The organism is Legionella tunisiensis, assembly GCF_000308315.1.
Classification (GTDB): Bacteria; Pseudomonadota; Gammaproteobacteria; order Legionellales; family Legionellaceae; genus Tatlockia; species Tatlockia tunisiensis.
Window position 1 is genome coordinate 1 of record NZ_CALJ01000195.1, and the last position, 1,913, is coordinate 1,913.

Here is a 1,913-nt window from a genome sequence, read left to right on the forward strand (position 1 = left end):
GGGAGTAAGGTATAAACATCTGAGTGAATTGGATCGTATATTTCTTCAGATAATGCTAGAGAAAGGCTATTCAAAAGTTAAGATAGCGCAGATATTGAAGATTCACCGGTCAACAATATATTAGAGAGTTAAAACGTAACAGTGTTATAAGCACGTGGACAAATAATAAAGCCTATTATCTATCTTCTTCAGCGCAAAAGAGGTACGTAAAGCGTCGAAAAAGAAGCACGAAACTGTCAAAAGATAATCAATTGTGCATGTATATTCATAATAAATTAGGCTGCGGTTGGTCGCCCTGGCAAATTGAGGGCCGATTAAAATATGAGAATGGAGGGCAGACGCTCATTTCTCATGAAACGATCTATCGCTATATTTATAGCGCCTATAATATTCGAAATCGTTTTTATCAGTGTTTGAGAAGGAAACATAAATTACGAGTCAAACGTCACAGTATGCTAATGAATTTGAAGCGCATGGCCTTGCTAACTTAAAATTAATGACAGTTACTTGCTAATTTTTTATAGTTATTAACAGATAGAGGTGGTTGTAATACCAGTAATCTACATAGTCAGAAATGGTTTGTTGCACTTCGCGTGAGATTCTCCTAGATCCAAGTTATAAGTGCAAGTTTCGTTTATTTATTAACCAGGCTGGTTTGATATAATTCCACCGGTTAAGTCAAATGGAATTTGTACGAAATGGGTTATAAACATTTAAATTATCAAAAAAGATGTCAGATCTTAGCTTTTTGGAAAGCAGGGTATACGCAACGCAGCATCGCTAAAGAAATCAGGGTGCATGAATCAACCATCAGCCGTGAATTAAAACGCAACATTACTTTTGTACGCACCAGGCTTGGATCATGGCAATATAAGCCTGACTATGCTCAAAGCAATGCTAATCAGCGACATAAAACAAAAATAAATTTATAAAATTTACTGATCAAGCCAAATGTTTTGTTCGCGAGAAGCTGCAGCAAAACTGGAGCCCAGACCAAATTAGTGGTTATGCAAAAAAGCATAATCTTTTCATTATTAGCGGCGAATGGATTTACCAATTCATATTACAGGATAAAAATAAGCGCGGAAAATTATATCTGAATCTGCGTCACCAGAATAAAAAATATCGTAAACGTTACGGTAGCCCAAAGCGTCAGGGGCCTATCAAAAATCGACGTTTTATTGATGATAGACCTGTTATCGTTAACGAAAAAAGAGAATCGGGGATTGGGAAATTGATACCATCATTGGCAAGCAACGGAAGCAGGCAGTGGTTAGTATTGTTGAACGTGTTTCCAAAAAACCATTCTTAAAAAAGTCGAAACAAAAACTGCAGCAAAGGTCTCTGAAGCAACGATAACGGGATTAAAGGCATTTCCTGGCTCTGTATTTACTATCACAGCGGATAATGGTTCAGAGTTTGCTTATCACGAAAATATCAGCAAGGAACTCAATACAGATTTTTATTTTGCTCATCCATATTCATCATGGGAACGTGGATTGAATGAAAATACAAATGGCCTGGTCAGGCAGTATTTAAAGAAAGGCTCCAGCTTTACTGGCATAACAGATGAATACCTTGCTTTTATTGCAGACCAATTAAATAATAGACCACGTAGAAGCCTTGGTTATGCATCACCAAATGAAGTTTTTTGAAAGAAATCAGTGCCATAAAATGAAAAAGACGCTACGCCAGAAGAAATGTGGAGGGATTTGTATAATAAAAACTGACTTTCTAAAAAATCATCCACAGGCCATACCAGCGCTTGCAAATATTTGGCATGAAGTTTTAGGTAAAACATGGATGCCAGAGATTGGAATTGAAGAAATTGAATCTTTGTATTACGAAGAACTGAACCAGGATATGCCTCTTACTTACATTGCATTATACGGTGAGATGCCTGTAGGTTCTTG

General features: G+C 36.8%; 1 protein-coding gene and 2 pseudogenes. All 3 read left to right on the forward strand.

What is annotated here, in order from left to right:
- The first annotated feature begins 19 nt into the window (after window positions 1–19).
- Entirely contained in the window at window positions 20–124 is a 105-nt protein-coding gene (locus BN58_RS37815) for a helix-turn-helix domain-containing protein (RefSeq protein ID WP_408605486.1), read from the forward strand.
- Window positions 125–698: 574 nt separating this feature from the next.
- A pseudogene (locus tag BN58_RS38240) lies at window positions 699–1,678 on the forward strand (IS30 family transposase).
- Window positions 1,675–1,913: pseudogene (locus BN58_RS11675) on the forward strand (hypothetical protein); the annotation flags it as partial. The pseudogenes BN58_RS38240 and BN58_RS11675, both read left to right, overlap by 4 nt.